Source organism: Halorubrum hochsteinianum (genome assembly GCF_023702125.1).
In the GTDB taxonomy this organism is placed as follows: Archaea; Halobacteriota; Halobacteria; order Halobacteriales; family Haloferacaceae; genus Halorubrum; species Halorubrum hochsteinianum.
This window is the reverse complement of sequence record NZ_CP098415.1, coordinates 1,700,245-1,713,889: the sequence shown is the minus strand read 5'-3', so window position 1 is coordinate 1,713,889 and position 13,645 is coordinate 1,700,245. Positions and strand designations below refer to the sequence as shown.

The 13,645-nt window shown below is 71.3% G+C and carries 14 protein-coding genes; 10 read left to right on the top strand and 4 right to left on the bottom strand.

The window, feature by feature from the left end; all coding sequences use genetic code 11:
* Positions 1-78 precede the first annotated feature (78 nt).
* Entirely contained in the window at positions 79-402 is a 324-nt protein-coding gene (locus NAF06_RS08580; protein WP_008584296.1) for a CGCGG family putative rSAM-modified RiPP protein, read from the top strand.
* Positions 403-462: 60 nt separating this feature from the next.
* On the opposite strand, the gene NAF06_RS08575 is transcribed toward NAF06_RS08580, so the two are convergent.
* Positions 463-2,514, bottom strand: a complete 2,052-nt coding sequence (locus NAF06_RS08575) for a histidine kinase N-terminal 7TM domain-containing protein (RefSeq protein WP_008584298.1) — start codon at positions 2,512-2,514, stop codon at positions 463-465.
* A gap of 74 nt (positions 2,515-2,588) precedes the next feature.
* On the opposite strand from NAF06_RS08575, the gene NAF06_RS08570 reads away from it, so the two are divergent.
* The 4 genes from NAF06_RS08570 to NAF06_RS08555 all read left to right on the top strand — a co-directional run bounded on the left by NAF06_RS08570 (position 2,589) and on the right by NAF06_RS08555 (position 6,743).
* Positions 2,589-3,056, top strand: a complete 468-nt coding sequence (locus tag NAF06_RS08570) for a peroxiredoxin (protein ID WP_008584299.1) — start codon at positions 2,589-2,591, stop codon at positions 3,054-3,056.
* A 135-nt stretch (positions 3,057-3,191) separates the two neighbouring features.
* A complete protein-coding gene (locus NAF06_RS08565; protein WP_049908796.1) occupies positions 3,192-4,331 on the top strand; it encodes a hypothetical protein in 1,140 nt (379 codons plus the stop codon).
* Between the two features lie 157 nt (positions 4,332-4,488).
* Entirely contained in the window at positions 4,489-5,670 is a 1,182-nt protein-coding gene (locus tag NAF06_RS08560; RefSeq protein ID WP_049908802.1) for a S49 family peptidase, read from the top strand.
* Complete coding sequence (locus tag NAF06_RS08555) at positions 5,667-6,743, top strand: hypothetical protein (RefSeq protein WP_008584304.1); 1,077 nt, start codon at positions 5,667-5,669, stop codon at positions 6,741-6,743. Before NAF06_RS08560 ends, NAF06_RS08555 begins: the two co-directional genes overlap by 4 nt.
* A 56-nt stretch (positions 6,744-6,799) precedes the next feature.
* Here the strand turns inward: NAF06_RS08555 and NAF06_RS08550 are convergent, their stop codons facing one another.
* From NAF06_RS08550 to NAF06_RS08540, 3 genes are all read right to left on the bottom strand, one after another.
* Positions 6,800-7,714, bottom strand: coding sequence for a DMT family transporter (locus tag NAF06_RS08550; protein WP_008584306.1), 915 nt, complete (start codon positions 7,712-7,714; stop codon positions 6,800-6,802).
* Positions 7,715-7,792: 78 nt separating this feature from the next.
* Complete coding sequence (gene idsA3 / locus NAF06_RS08545) at positions 7,793-8,839, bottom strand: geranylfarnesyl diphosphate synthase (RefSeq protein WP_008584308.1); 1,047 nt, start codon at positions 8,837-8,839, stop codon at positions 7,793-7,795.
* Positions 8,836-10,188 (bottom strand): ribonuclease J, encoded by a 1,353-nt coding sequence (locus tag NAF06_RS08540; RefSeq protein ID WP_008584310.1) that lies wholly within the window; start codon positions 10,186-10,188, stop codon positions 8,836-8,838. The genes idsA3 and NAF06_RS08540 overlap by 4 nt, the downstream gene beginning before the upstream one ends.
* Positions 10,189-10,523: 335 nt before the next feature.
* Here NAF06_RS08540 and NAF06_RS08535 point away from each other — a divergent pair, with 335 nt between their 5' ends.
* The 5 genes from NAF06_RS08535 to NAF06_RS08515 all read left to right on the top strand — a co-directional run bounded on the left by NAF06_RS08535 (position 10,524) and on the right by NAF06_RS08515 (position 13,589).
* Complete coding sequence (locus NAF06_RS08535; protein ID WP_251106150.1) at positions 10,524-11,099, top strand: small multi-drug export protein; 576 nt, start codon at positions 10,524-10,526, stop codon at positions 11,097-11,099.
* A gap of 51 nt (positions 11,100-11,150) precedes the next feature.
* Positions 11,151-11,807: a hypothetical protein gene (locus NAF06_RS08530; protein WP_251106149.1), complete on the top strand. Its 657-nt coding sequence runs from the start codon at positions 11,151-11,153 to the stop codon at positions 11,805-11,807.
* Complete coding sequence (locus tag NAF06_RS08525) at positions 11,804-13,096, top strand: hypothetical protein (protein ID WP_251106148.1); 1,293 nt, start codon at positions 11,804-11,806, stop codon at positions 13,094-13,096. Before NAF06_RS08530 ends, NAF06_RS08525 begins: the two co-directional genes overlap by 4 nt.
* A gap of 77 nt (positions 13,097-13,173) precedes the next feature.
* Positions 13,174-13,416 (top strand): LSM domain-containing protein, encoded by a 243-nt coding sequence (locus NAF06_RS08520; RefSeq protein WP_251106147.1) that lies wholly within the window; start codon positions 13,174-13,176, stop codon positions 13,414-13,416.
* Positions 13,413-13,589: a 50S ribosomal protein L37e gene (locus tag NAF06_RS08515; protein ID WP_006112801.1), complete on the top strand. Its 177-nt coding sequence runs from the start codon at positions 13,413-13,415 to the stop codon at positions 13,587-13,589. The genes NAF06_RS08520 and NAF06_RS08515 overlap by 4 nt, the downstream gene beginning before the upstream one ends.
* Positions 13,590-13,645 lie beyond the last annotated feature (56 nt).

Here is a 13,645-nt window from a genome sequence, read left to right as displayed (position 1 = left end):
TCGGGGAGTCCGCTCGGGCGCGTTCGCTCGAACATGTTCGCTCGAAGACGTACGGGGCCGGGGGGCGTACCGACCGGTATGTCGAACACACCATCAGGACACGATCACGAACACGACCACGGCGCGGACCCGGTGACGGATCACGTCCACGAGAACTCGTGGTCCGCGAACCTCGAAGGCCCGGAACACGCCGAGGACCGCGACCTGCTCGTCCGGCAGGCGATCGAGGCGGTCGAGCACACGACCGCCGGCAACCACGTCAACCTCGTCACGCACGGCGACCACGGCCACCCGGAGGAGTACCTCTTCGAGGCGCTGGAGTCGGCGTTCGGCGACGATGTCGACGCGGAGTACGTCGAGCAGTGCGGCTGCGGCGGCCACGTCGTCCGCGTCGAGGTGTAGCTATCAGTCGTCCGCGTCGAGGTGTAGCTATCAGTCGTCCGCGTCGAGGTGGAGGTGCGGTCAGTCGCCTCTCTCGGCCGCTCGCGGGAGCCACATCCGCACCACCGTGCCGGTCGGCTCCCGGGTGTCGATCTCGAGGTCTCCGCCCGACTCCGTGACGATCCAGTGGACGAGCCAGAGCCCGAGCCCGCTCGCGTGTTCGAGCGCCGTCTCCCGGGCCTCCGAGAACACGGCCCGCTCGATGGGCGGGATTCCCGGGCCGTCGTCGGCCACGTCGACCCGGAACCGGTCGCCGTCGGCGACGACGGTCGCCTCAACGTGCGGGTCGTCGCGGTCGTTGTGGACGACGGCGTTCTCCAGGACGTTGCGGACCGCGGACTCTAAGAGCTCGTCGGCGGAGACGACTGCCGACTCCGGGACGGAGACCGTCACCGTGGCGTGGGGGAACGACGACTCCAGCGAGTCGCAGAGCCGGTCGACGAGCGCGGACAGGTCGATCTCGCTCCGGCCCGCGTCGCTGTGGAGCGCGACGTCGATCTCGCGGGCCTGATCGCTGAGGTGGGTCAGCGTCTTCACCTTCCGGTCGATGACGTCGAGGTACGGGTCGCCCTCCTCGTCGACGTGGTCCCGGAGCAGGTCCGCGTATCCGCCGATAACGTTGGTGTCGTTCTTCAGGTCGTGCCGCAGGACGCGGTTGAGGACCTGGAGGCGCTGTTCGTACCGCCGGGCCTCGGTGACGTCGGTGGCGGTGATGACGACCTCGCCCGCGTCCTCGAACAGCCGCTCGATCACCGTCTCGAACTGCCGCCAACTGCCGTCCGCGCAGGCGATCCGGTGTGAGAGCGACACCGGCTCGTCGCTGTCGAAGGCGCGCTCGAACGCCTCCTGCGCCTCCCGCTGGTCCTCGGGGTGGACCAGGTCGATGACCGGCCGGCCCTCGACTTCGTTCGCCTCGTGGCCGAGCAGGCGCGCTATCGACGGGCTCACGTACCGGACCAGTCCGTCGTCGCCGCAGACGGCGATCACGTTCGGCGACTTCTCGATGAGCGCGCGGTAGCGCCGCTGGAGCGTCTCCCGCTCGGTGACGTCGCGGAACAGGAGGACGGTCCCGCTGCGGGCCGTTCCCGGGGCGGTGATGCCGTGGACGTCGACGGTCAGGAACCGCGGCGCGCCGCTCCCGTGGACCGTCACGCGGAACTCCTCGTCGGCGGTCCCGTCAGCGACGGCCTCGGCGACCGAGGGCACGTCGTCGAACGCCTCCTCGGCGTGGACGCCGAGTTCGGCGTTGGGGAACAGCGACCGGGCGGGGTCGTTGCGGTCGACCACGCGGCCGTCGGCGTCGCAGACGATGACGCCGTCGGAGAGGTTCGCGAACACCGCGTCGCGGGCGATGGGCGAGACGTCGAGCAGCCGGTACCGGAACACGACCCACGCAAGGAGCGCGGAGGTCCCGCTGAACGCGACGGGAGTGAAGTCGACGAGGCCGGTCTCCGGGCCGATCATACCGGCGATGCCGGCCGCGCCGAGCGCCAGCGGCGCGACGCCGGCGACGAAGAGGGCGCTGGCCTGCCGGCGGAACACGCCGTCGCGGGCGGCGGCGGCGTAGCCGAGGACGGCGAAGGTGAACAGGTTGACCGCGTAGGTGTAGCCGACGAACCCGAGCAGCGCGGGCGTCGGATCGTAGTCGAGGACGCGGTAGCCGCCGGCGTCGACGAGCGACGGATCGGCGTAGAACAGCGGGTCGACGCCGACGGTCCAGACCGCGGCGACGGCGGCGACGGGGACGATCCAGAAGAGCGCGAAGCGGCGGCGACCGAGCCACGCCGTCCTGTCGACGTACGAGAGGACGAACGCCGGCCACGCGACAGCCAGCCCGGCGGTGCCGAGCCAGACGAAGCGGTTGAGGAACAGCGTGGTCGGGAGCGAGGTCGCCGACAGCTGTGCCGCGTACGCGAGCGACCAGACGCCGGCGGTGCCCGCGACGCCGACGAAGCTCCACAGGAGGGCGTGACCGCCGCGAGAGCGGTTGGCGACCGCGTACACGGTGAACGCGAAGGACGCGACCGCCGCGACGAGCAGCGGGACCGTGTACGGCGTCGGTTGCCACGCCATCGATACCGGTAGGTTGCGAGTAGTCGGTAAAAATGGACCGAATCCACTAACCCGTTTGAGAAGAGCCGATCCGTATGCTCGAATCCGGCGACTCCGCGCCCGAGATCACGCTCACGGACCACCGCGGCGAGACGGTCACCGTCGACCCGACCGCCGCGAGCCACACGGTGGTGTACTTCTACCCGCGCGCCGACACGCCGGGCTGTACCGCCGAGGCGTGCGCCTTCCGCGACGAGTGGGACGCGTTCGAGGACAGGGACGTCGCCGTCGTCGGGATCAGCGACGACCCCGTCGAGGACCTCGAACCGTTCGCCGCGGAGTACGACCTCCCCTTCACGCTCCTCTCGGACCCCGACGGCGCGGTCGCGAGCGCGTACGACTCCTACGGCGAGAAGTCGATGTTCGGGAACACCTTCGACGGCGTGTTCCGGAACACGTACGTGCTCGACGAGACGGGGACCGTCGTCTTGGCCTACGAGGGCGTCTCGCCCGAGGACCACGCCGTCGAGATACTCGACGACATCGACGCGCTCGACGGCTGAGAGACGCAGTCGACGACGTCGACGCACCCGCCGATCGAGGGGCACGTCCGAGACGGCGAAACCGAATGCCGGGAGGGCGACCACCGGGCGTCGCCACCCGGTAGTATTATTACTTGTCAGGATTCACCTGAAACGATGCCCTCCAAACGGACGTTCGCGAAGCGCGTAGCCGCGCTCGCGGCGACTGGGTTGGGAGTCGGCGGACCGATCAGCGCCCTGACCGCCGAGCCGCCGCCCGACCCGACGCTCGCGGTCGAGTCGGCCGGGTCCGGAGTCGACGCGGCGGACGAGGAAACGGCGAGCGACCGCGCCGACGCGGGAGGCGACGGCCCGCGCTCTGCGGTCGCCACCGGAACGTACGACCCCGCCGCGGCCGCGTCGAACGCGGTCGACACCGTCGTGACCGGGCGGGTCGACCCGGCGGTCCTGACGGCGACCGGGCTCCCGAGCGGGATCGGCGGCCGGGTCCGACGCCTCCTCGATCGGTACGAGAGCGCGTCGCTCGGCGACGTGCGACAGGCGACCGGCGGCGCGGCGCTCACCGGGGAGGGGCCGGAGGGGTGCGCGGTCGCCGTCGGCGACGTGGACGCGGCCGCGCTCGCCGCCGAACTGGACGCGGACCCCGACGTGGTCCGCGAGCCGGACGACGGCTCCGGGTTCGCTCGGTTCCGGTCCCGGACGGTGGGCTCGGCAGTCGCCGTCGCGCCGGGCGAGATCGTGGGCGCGTACGGCCCGACGCCCGCGGTCGCCGCGGCCCAGCGCGACGCCGGGATCGACGCCGATCGCGAGCGCGGATCCGACGGGAGCGCGACCTACGGACCGCTCCCGTCGCTGCTCGGCGGCGACGCGACAGTGTGCGTCGACCTGGGCCCGGACGCCCGCGGACGCCTCCAGGACCTGCTCGCCGACGCCCCCGAGGAGCTCCGCACCGCGGTCGACGCGTCGGGCGCGGTCGGGGCGTCGCTCCGGCTCACCGACGGGGAGCCCGAGAACGGAAGCGGCGGTGCGGGAGGGGAGGGCGACGGCGGCTCGGACGGTCCGAGCGTCGCGCTGCGGTACGGCGCGGTCGCGGACCCCAGCCGTCTCGACAGGGAGACGGCGGAGGCGATAGCCCGCGCGGCCCGCGAGGGAGAGCCCTCGCTCTCGGACGCGACCGTCACCCGACACGGGCGGACCGTGATTGTCGACGCCGCCGCCGAGAGCGACCTGTTCGCCTCTCACGCGTCGCTGTTCGGCGGGGACGTGGGCGACCCGATCGGGGTGGCCGACGCGTGAGCGACGGCGACGGCCGGGGCGATCGTCCCGAGGCCACCGACCGCGGCGGGGACGCAGACGCATCGACGGACGACCGACGCGCGTGCGACTTCGCGATGACGATGACGACGAGACAACACACGACGCCGCGACCGCGGCACCGAACGAGGACGGATCGATGAGTTCCGACGACGAGTCGGCGAGAACGCCAACCGAATCGCCAGACGACGCGACGACACCGAAGGGAGATCGGTCGACCGCCGGCCGCTCCCAGTCGACCGCCGGCCGCTCCCAGTCGACCGCCGACCGCTCGCCGCCGACCGCCGAACGGCCGGTCTCGGACGGCGGGCGCGCGACGGGGCTCGACCGGATCGAGACGCGCCACGCGGTCGGGGTCGCTGCGATCCTCGCGGTTGCCGCGGGGCTGCTCGTCGCCCCCGGCGTGTACGGTGCCGTGACCGGCCCCGACGGGACGGTCGCCGTGGTCGAAATCGACGGCAGCATCGACTCTGCGACGGCCCAACACGTCGAGGACAACCTCCGTGACGCCCGCACGAACGACTCGATCGAGGCGGTCGTCCTCGAAGTCGACAGCGGGGGCGGCCTGCCCGCGCAGAGCGAGCGGATGTACGCCGCGGTCGACCGCACCGCGTCGGTGATGCCCGTGTACGCCGCCGTCGACACGCTCGGCGCGTCGGGGGCGTACCTCGCGATCGCGCCAGCCGACCGGATCTACGTCGCGCCCTCCGCGCAGGCGGTCGGCAGCGTCGGGGTCGCCGGCACCGCGCCGGCTCCGAGCGGACCCAACGCGGGGGGGACCGGGCCGGACAAACGCGGGAGCGACCCGGACACTCAGCGCGAGCGCCGACAGACGCTCGCGAACCTCTTCCTAGAGAACGTGATCGAGCAGCGCGGCGACGAGATCGAACTCGACCGCGAGGAGATCGCGCACGCCGACGCGTACCTCGGCACCGAGGCGGTCGAGAACGGCTTCGCCGACGAGTTCGGCTTCGTTGACGGCGCGGTCGCCGACGCCGCGAGCGAGGCCGGACTCGGCGACTACGCGGTCGACACTCGCCGAATGGAGAGCCCCGTGCCGAGCGGCCTCTCGCTTCTGGAGCGCGACGACGGGACCGTCGTGGTCGCCGACGCCTCGGACGACGAACTCGGCGACGGACTGGTCCTCGCGGTCGCGCCGGCGGCGTGGGACGAGACGGTCGGCGACGACGTCGTCATGACGAGCTACACCGGGCGGCTGCCCGCGGACGGCGACGCGGCGGACGCGGAGGCGACGACCGGTGGCGGCGGGAACGCGACGACCGACGACGCGGCCGCGGCGAACGGGGGTGACGGCGAATGAGCGTCGACCTGCGAACGGCGGTCGGCGCGTTCGCGCTGGTGTTCCTCGTGATCGTCGGCGTCGCGGCCGTCGGCGGCGTCGTCCTCGACGGCGGCGCGCCCGAGACCGACGCCGTCGCGGACGATCACTGGCAGCTGGACGCGGTCGAGCCGGAGACCGTCAGCGAGGGCGGCGAGGTCGAGATGGAGAGCAGCGAGCCGTCGAACACCGTCGTCGTCCACCTCGGCGGCGCGGCCGGCGGGGTCGGCGGCGGCACGCCGGTCCTGCCAATCGAGGACGGCGACGCCCCCGCGGAGGCGGACATCGGGTCGCTCGGGGGCGCGCAGCGGGGCGTCGCGCCGCTGACCGCGGCGCTGGTCGAGAACGGCCACGAGGTCCGATTCTACGGCGGGACCTTGGGCGGCGAGCCGCTGTCGTCGCTGCTCTCGGACGCGGACGCGTTCGTCACCACGAGCCCCGGCGCGCTGTCGGCGACCGACGCCGACGCGGTCGAGTCGTTCGTCGACGCCGGCGGCCGGACGCTGGTCGCGAGCGACCCCGGTAACGCCGGCGCGCTCACCGACTTCGGTTCCGCGTTCGGCGTCTACGGCGAGGCGGGCTACGTGTACGACATGGAGAACAACGACGCGAACTACCTCAGCGTCCTCGTCGAGCCGACCGGGCCGGGGTCGCTGACGGAGGGCGTCGAGGAGGTCGTCCTCCGCGGCGCAGCGCCCGTCGGCGCGGCCGACGGGTCGGCGGCGCTCGCCACCGCGGAGACCTCGCAGCTGTCGACGACCCGCGAGGCCGGCTCCTACGGCGTCGCCGTCCGAAGCGACTCGCTCGCGGTGCTCGGGGATTCGAGCTTCCTCGAACCGGAGAACGCCGGCCGCGCCGACAACGCCGTCCTGATCGGTAACGTCGCGGACTTCCTCGTGACGGGACCGAACCCGGACGTGTCGTTCGGACCGGCGGCCGGTCCGGGCGGCGCGGTCCCGCCGGGGGCGACGGTCCCGCCGGGCGGGACGACGCCGACCGAGCCGACTGACCCGTCGGGCAACGAGACCGACCCGTCCGGGAACGCGACCGCGTAGCGAGCGCCGATCGGTGACGGCGCGGCCGCGCCGCTTCCACGCTTTTCCACCTTTTTTTACGCTCGGAACCGGATTCCGGCGGCCGCGTCGGCGATCTCGCGGCGCTTCAGGAGCGCGAAGCCAAGGACGATGACCGTAAAGCCCGCGAGGGTGAACACCGTCACCGACTCGCCGAGCAGCAGGACCCCCGCGACGGTCGCGACGATCGGGACGACGTAGGAGACGAGGTTGATCTCGAAGGGGCCGAGCCGGTCGAGCAGCGTGAAGTAGATGGTGTACGCGACCGCGGAGGAGAGCAGCCCGAGGAACGCGAGCGCGGCGAGCGCGCGCGGTTCCGCGGCGGGGAGCCGCTGTCCCTCGCCGAGGCCGAGGCTGAGCGCGTGGATGGCGAGCGCGCCGAACCCCATCGCCCAGCCCGTGAGCGCGACGCTGGAGAACGTCGTCTCCACGGTCCGGAGGCCGACGCTCCCGACCGCGACGGCGACTACGCCGATCGCGATCAGCCCGACGCCGACCGCGACCCCCCCGCCGAGGTTCGCCGGGTCGGGCTGCGCGACCAGCCCCACGCCGAGGAAGGCCAGGACGACCCCGACCGCGCCGCGGGCGTCGAGGTCCGCTCCGCCGATCCACGCGGCCGCGACCGCCACGGTCGCGATGGGGACGAGGCTGTAGGTGATCGAGGCGATGCCGCTCGTCGTGTACTGCTGGCCGACGAACAGCAGGCTGTTGTTCGCGGCCACCGAGAGCCCGCCGCTGAAGCCGATGGCGGCCAGATCGCCGCGGCTCCGCGGGAACGGGTCGCTCTCGGTGAGCAGCACGTACGAGATCAGCGCCAGCGCGGCCACGTCGAACCGGTACGCGGCGTACAACACCGGCGGGTAGAAGTCCAGACCCACTTCGATGGCGACGAACGATCCGCCCCAGAACAACGCGAGCAGGCAGAACAGCGCGACGTCTCGGTACCGTGACACGGTCGACCGAACGCGGTCCGGGGGTAAAGCGGTGTCCGTTGCGGTGGTCGGAGCCGGCTCCGGACCGCCGACGGCTCCTCAGTAGCCGCGGACGATGAGGTAGTCCGCCAGGTCTTCGAGCAGGCTCCGGGAGCCGCTCTCCGGGAGCAGTTCGAGGTGTTCCTTCGAGCGCGCGGTGAGGTCCTCCGCGGTCTCGCGGGCGTACTCGATCGAGCCGACCTCCTCTAGGGCCGCCACCGCCTCGTCGATGGCGTCCTCGGTCGCCTCGGCGGGCGTGTCGGCGTCGACGAGGGCGTCGACGTCGACCCCCTGCTGGCGCGCGTGGAGGGTGATCAGCGTCTCCTTCCCCTCGACGAGGTCGGAGCCGCGCTGCTTGCCCAGCTCCTCGGAGGGGACCGTCAGGTCGAGCACGTCGTCTTGGATCTGGAACGCGCGCCCCGAGTCGATGCCGTACTGGTAGAGGGCGTCGACGACCTCCTCGTCGGCACCGAGCAGGAGCGCGGGCGTCGCGGCCGACGCGCCGTACAGCACCGCGGTCTTCAGTTCGACCATCTCCAAGTACTCCTCGGGGAGGATGTCGTCGCGGTTCTCGAAGGCGACGTCGAGCGCCTGCCCCTCGCAGATCTCGGTACAGGTCGACGCGAGCATCCGCATGGCTTCGAGGCCGTTCTGCGGGTCCGCGCCGGTCTCCGTCATGAACTCGAACGCCTTCGAGTAGAGGGTGTCGCCAGCGAGGATCGCCGTCGAGACGTCGTACGCCTCGTGGACGGCGGGGACGCCCCGCCGGAGGTCGTCCTCGTCCATGATGTCGTCGTGGATCAGCGTGAACGACTGTATCACCTCGATGGCGACCGCGGCGCGCATCACGTCGACGTCGTCGCCGGACAGCGACGGGAACGCGCGGAAGTCGGCCCCCATCGGCTCGGTGCCGGTGACCGCCTCCGCGGCCAGCGTCGTCACCGTCGGGCGGAGCCGCTTCCCGCCGGCTTCGAGGATGTATCTGGTCGCCTCGTACAGGCGCTCCGGCTCCTGGACCGGCAGCTCCTCGTCGATAGCGGCGTTGACGAGGTCACGCCGCTCGCGGATGGCGTCGAGCACCCGCGCCTCCTTCGTCTCGCTCGTCATTCGACGAGCTGGATGGTGGACCCGTTCTGCGTGACGTGGACGTCACGTCCGAGCTTGTACCCCTGCGACTTCGCGAGGTCGACGTACGGCGACCGGCCCTTGAGCGTCTGGTGGCCGGGGATGAGGTGCTGGGGCTGGAGTGCCTGTAGCATCTCGTAGTGGCCCTCCTCGCGGAGGTGGCCGGAGACGTGGATGTCGTCGTAGAGGCGCGCGCCCTGCATCCGGAGCAGCTGTTCGGACTGGTAGCGCTGGCCCTCGTTGGTCGGCTCCGGGATGACGCTCGCGCTGAAGACGACCTTGTCGCCGTCGTCGATTTCGTACGGCGTCTCGCCGCGGCCCATGCGGGTGAGCATCGCGCGCGGCTCGCCCTGGTGGCCCGTCACGATGGGGAGGAAGTTGCCCTTCCCCTCCTTCATGATCCGCTTGAACGCGCGGTCGACGGACTTCCGGTGGCCGTACATGCCGACGTCGCCCTGGAAGTCGACGAAGTCGAGCCGCTCCGCGGTGCCAGAGTACTTCTCCATCGAGCGGCCGAGCAGGACCGGCTGGCGGCCGATTTCGCGGGCGTACTCGACGAGGGTCTTCACGCGGGCGATGTGGGAGGAGAACGTCGTGGCGATGATCCCACCGGTGTAGTCCTCCATCGATTTGAGCGTGTCCTCGACGTGTTTCTTCGCGTACGACTCCGAGGGGGTCCGACCCTTCTGGCCGGCGTTCGTACAGTCCTCGATGTACGCGAGGACGCCCTCGTCCTGGCGGCCGATCTCGCGGAACCGCTCCATGTCGATCGGGTCGCCGATGACGGGGTCGTGGTCCAGTCGCTTGTCGAGCCCGTAGACGATCGCCCCCTCGGGCGTGTGGAGGACCGGGTTGATCGCGTCGATGATCGAGTGCGTGACGTTGACGAACTCCATCTCGACCTGTTCGGAGTCGCCGATCGCCATCGTGGCCCCCGGCTTCATCTTCACGAGGTCGTTGTCGACCTGGAACTTGCCCTCGTCTTCGATCTGCTGGCGCACCAGTTCGATCGTGTACGGCGCGGAGACGATCGGCGCGTCGTACCGGTGGGCGAGCTTCGGGATCCCCGCGATGTGGTCGAGGTGACCGTGGGTGGGAACGATCGCTTTCACGTCGCCCTCGAGTTCGCTCATCACCCGATCGTCCGGGATCGCTCCCATGTCGATCAGGTCGAGGCTGTGCATGCTTTCGGTCTCCACGTTGTCGTGGATGAGGACCTTACTGAGGTTCAGGCCCATGTCGAAGATGACGATGTCCTCGCCCGCCCGGACCGCCGTCATCTGTCGACCGACCTCTTCGTAACCGCCGAGTGTCGCAATTTCGATTTCCATGGTGTTGTCGTGTCGAACGCCGTGTGGCGTCCATCACTGAAACCCCGCAAGGAGCCGTCAGCGCTGCGTCCGACTGCGTCGTTGAGGCCCCGCTACGGCCGAGCCGACGTCGGCTCACCGTGTCCCGCGGGAGTGTGGTACATCGGCGTACTCTCGCCCGCTTTAAAAACACCGGGGTTCGGCCGCGCTGTCGCCGGTCTCGGCGCTCTCGCCTCGGAGAGCGCCCACGCCGTGTTTCCGGACCGCGATTCCGGATCTCACCGCGCTCGTCTCGGTCGGATCCTCCGCGCCGAACCCGCAACGCACTTGGGCCACTCCGCGAAACGGTCCCGGCAATGGACCCGCTCTCCGCGTTCGCGCTCGCGGCGCGTTCCCTCCCCGCACCGGCCCGGATTCCCGACGCCGCGGTTTCGGCCGTCTTCGGCGACGTCGGCGGCGCGCTCGCGGCCGCCGGCGGGCCCGTCCAGTACGCCCTCGTCGCGCTGTTCGCGGCGTTTCCGTGGATCGAGATCCTCGTCGTGATCCCGGTCGCCGTCGGTCTCGGTCTCGACCCGGTCGCCGTCGGCGTGACCGCGTTCGTCGGCAACGCCGGCTCCGTCTGGCTGCTGCTCGCGTTCCACCGACGCGCGGCGCGGTGGCGGGCACGGCGGCGCGGGGACGACGCGGAGGAGGAGGAGTCGGAACCGAGCCGCCGACGAGAGTGGGCTCGCCGCGTGTGGGACCGATACGGACTCCCCGGGCTGGCGTTGGCCGCACCGGTCCTCACCGGGGTCCACCTCGCCGCCCTGATCGCGTTAGCCGCCGGGAGTCGGTCGCGCGACGTGGCCGCTTGGATGGGCGTCGGCATCGCCGCGTGGACGGTCGCGCTCGTCGCGGGGTCGGCGCTCGGGGTGTCGGCGCTCGGCGGCTGATCGCGGGACCACCCCACAAAGCGTTTCACGCTCTCGATTGAATCGCCGACGGTGGCAGAAATACCCCGCCGCCGAGCCCTCCTCGCGGCCGCGTCAGGGATCGCCGCCCTGGCCGGGTGCGCCGGCAGCGAGACGGCGTCGAAAAGCTATCTGAGCAGAGACCGACCGATCGACGACTACGAGCTGGAGACGGCCCGCGACGAGACCGGGGGCGCGTTGGTCACCGCGACCGACGAACTCCCGTCGCTGTCGGTCGACGAGCGAGCGCGACAGCGGCGCGGGGCGCGGCGCGTGTTGGTCGCGGACGGCGATCTCTCGGAACTCACCTTCGCGGAGACGGCGGCGGGAGAATCGCTCCGGTCGTTCTGCGAGGAGACCGACTTCGGGTCGGCGTCCGTGTACCTGCTCGCGATGCCCGTCGAGGCGTGCCGCGAGATCCGGCTACAGTCGGTCCGCGTCGACCGCGACGAGCTCGCGGACGGCGATCTCCACCCTCACGCCTACTTCTGTGAGGCGTATCGTCCGGCGGACATCGACTGCGCCGCCGACGCGATCCACACCATCGGATTCGCAATCCGGCTCCCGGTCGCGGCCGACCGGTCGACCGGGACCGGGCGCGGGATGTCCAACTCCTGTCAGTCGAGACCCAGACGGCCGAGGGTGTTCAACGCCTCCGCGACGGACCCGAGCGGGGGTGAAGACGCATGACGCGTCGATCGGGGTCGCGCCGCCGGTTCCTCGCGGGACTCGGAGCGGCCGGCGCGGCGGCTATCGCGGGCTGTTCGGGGCTCCCGTTCACCGGCGAGGAGGAGCGTGGCGGCGCTCGCGCGTCGATCTCGTCGGACGCCATCGGACCGGTCGACTGGCCGGGATCGCCGTTCCCCGTGGCCGTTCCCGCGTCGATGACCGACGCCCACGAGACGAGAATCCGTCGCCTGCTCGACGACGTTCCGGCTGACCCCGACGTCCCTAACGACGCGGTCGCCGCGTCGATCGCGGACGACCGCGAGCGCGCGCTCCGGAACGCGGACGGCGACCCGCCCGACGGCTGGCGCGTCGACGCGCTCTCCGCGTGGCGACGGCGGCGAGCGGACGCCGCGGAGGTGTGGGGCGCGTACCGAGCGGCCACGGGGACCGACGACGGCTCGGACGTCGTCGCTCAACGTCGCGCCGTGCGCGACGACAGGGGAGCGCTCGCTGCCGGTCTGGAGTTCCGGGCCGAGTCGCCGATCGAAGCCGTGCTGGCGTACGAGCCGGTCGAATCGCTGCTCGCGGAGTGTGAGAGACACCTCCGGCCTCGCACGACGTATCCCGCCGATCCGATCGCCGAGCCGTTCCGAGTGGGAGAGGCCCTCGCTCGCGTCGAGCGCGCGCGAGCGGCCGTGACCGACGCCGAGGGGATCCGCGCCGCGTACCTCGCCGAACGCGCCGAAGCGGTCCCGCGGCGGGCGTCCCTGTTCGCGGTCGCCGAAGAGCTACACCGGTCGGTGATAGCCACGCGCGCGGACGTCCGCGAGCGCCACGGGGGAGAGACGCCGCCGGGGGACGAGGATCTGAGCGAGACGGTCGCACAGGAGCTGTTCGCCACCGGCGAGCGGCGGGTCGAGTCGGCGACCGACGATGTCGAGCGGGCGGTCGACGCCGACGACTACGCTACCGCCGTGGCCGAGGCCGGCGTCGGGCTGGCCGAGATCGGGGCGTTTCGCGCGGCCGTCGACGAGATCCGCGACGGCGGGCATCGGGAGGACCCCTCGGAAGCGTCGATCCGTTCGGCGGCGGAACGGGCGCAAGCGGCGGTCCGCGAGGCGGCGGACGACGGTGGTCCGCTTGCGGCGCGACTCGCCCGTCCCAGCCTGGAGACGATCGGACTGCTCGGCGATCGGATCGAACGGGGGTACGCCACGCCGCGGGCGACGCAGGCGGAACTGGCGTTCGTCGACCTGTACGCGGACGCGGTCCCGCCGGCGGCCGAGTTTGTCCGCGAGCGGTTGACGTGATCGGAGCCCCGTCAAACGCCCCCGTCGCGGCCGGCGTCCCGGTATTTTTATTACCGCGAGGGGCGGCGATACGGACAATGAGTGGACGACCCCTCGACGTGCTCGAAGCGTCGCTGGAGGAGCCGGTGACGGTTCACCTGAAGGACGGCACGACGTACTACGGAATCCTGGGCGGCTACGACCAGCACATGAACGTCGTCATCGAGCCGGAGGCCGACGTGGACGACCGCGTCGACGGCGACCTCGACGGCGAGTTCGCCGTCGCGATCGAAGACACAACGATTATACGCGGCGATAACGTCGTCACCATCAAAGCATGACCGGAGCAGGTACGCCCTCTCAGGGAAAGAAGAACAAGACGGTCCACGTGAAGTGTCGACGCTGCGGCGAGAAGTCCTACCACGTCAAGAAGGAGCGCTGCTCCTCCTGCGGGTTCGGGGAGTCCGCCTCGCGTCGCGATTACGCCTGGCAGTCGAAAACCGGCGACAACTGACCGGCGCTCTCTCCGCTTTCTTCTCGCTTTTACCCGGTGAGCGACGGCTCCGACGA

What these genes read in the sequence shown, in the direction of transcription:
- NAF06_RS08580 (WP_008584296.1), top strand. Translation starts at nt 79, where the DNA reads ATGTCGAACACACCATCAGGACACGATCACGAACACGACCACGGCGCG.
- NAF06_RS08575 (WP_008584298.1), bottom strand. Translation starts at nt 2,514, where the DNA reads ATGGCGTGGCAACCGACGCCGTACACGGTCCCGCTGCTCGTCGCGGCG.
- NAF06_RS08570 (WP_008584299.1), top strand. Translation starts at nt 2,589, where the DNA reads ATGCTCGAATCCGGCGACTCCGCGCCCGAGATCACGCTCACGGACCAC.
- NAF06_RS08565 (WP_049908796.1), top strand. Translation starts at nt 3,192, where the DNA reads ATGCCCTCCAAACGGACGTTCGCGAAGCGCGTAGCCGCGCTCGCGGCG.
- NAF06_RS08560 (WP_049908802.1), top strand. Translation starts at nt 4,489, where the DNA reads ATGAGTTCCGACGACGAGTCGGCGAGAACGCCAACCGAATCGCCAGAC.
- NAF06_RS08555 (WP_008584304.1), top strand. Translation starts at nt 5,667, where the DNA reads ATGAGCGTCGACCTGCGAACGGCGGTCGGCGCGTTCGCGCTGGTGTTC.
- idsA3 (WP_008584308.1), bottom strand. Translation starts at nt 8,839, where the DNA reads ATGACGAGCGAGACGAAGGAGGCGCGGGTGCTCGACGCCATCCGCGAG.
- NAF06_RS08540 (WP_008584310.1), bottom strand. Translation starts at nt 10,188, where the DNA reads ATGGAAATCGAAATTGCGACACTCGGCGGTTACGAAGAGGTCGGTCGA.
- NAF06_RS08535 (WP_251106150.1), top strand. Translation starts at nt 10,524, where the DNA reads ATGGACCCGCTCTCCGCGTTCGCGCTCGCGGCGCGTTCCCTCCCCGCA.
- NAF06_RS08525 (WP_251106148.1), top strand. Translation starts at nt 11,804, where the DNA reads ATGACGCGTCGATCGGGGTCGCGCCGCCGGTTCCTCGCGGGACTCGGA.
- NAF06_RS08520 (WP_251106147.1), top strand. Translation starts at nt 13,174, where the DNA reads ATGAGTGGACGACCCCTCGACGTGCTCGAAGCGTCGCTGGAGGAGCCG.
- NAF06_RS08515 (WP_006112801.1), top strand. Translation starts at nt 13,413, where the DNA reads ATGACCGGAGCAGGTACGCCCTCTCAGGGAAAGAAGAACAAGACGGTC.